The 226-nt window shown below is 49.6% G+C and carries 1 pseudogene; it reads right to left on the bottom strand.

Annotated features, from left to right (window positions below):
* Positions 1 to 226: pseudogene (fusA, locus tag JUI58_RS00195) on the bottom strand (elongation factor G); the annotation flags it as partial.

The following is a 226-nucleotide window of genomic DNA, read 5'->3' as shown; positions in this document are numbered from 1 at the left end:
TTGCTGAATTCCATTGAAAAGATACCGCGTCCTTGGGTTTTGGAACGGATATCTGTGGCGTAACCGAACATTGCTGCCAAAGGAACTTTAGCAGTTACGCTGGATACGCCGGCATCAGAGTTCATCCCTTCGATTTGACCTCGACGGGAGTTTAAATCCCCCATGACATCACCGAGGAAGTCTTCGGGGACTTCAACCTCGACTTTCATGATCGGCTCGAGGATGA

It is taken from the genome of Spirulina sp. CCY15215 (assembly GCF_016888125.1).
Classification (GTDB): Bacteria; Cyanobacteriota; Cyanobacteriia; order Cyanobacteriales; family Spirulinaceae; genus CCY15215.
This window is presented reverse-complemented; position numbering and strand designations above follow the sequence as displayed.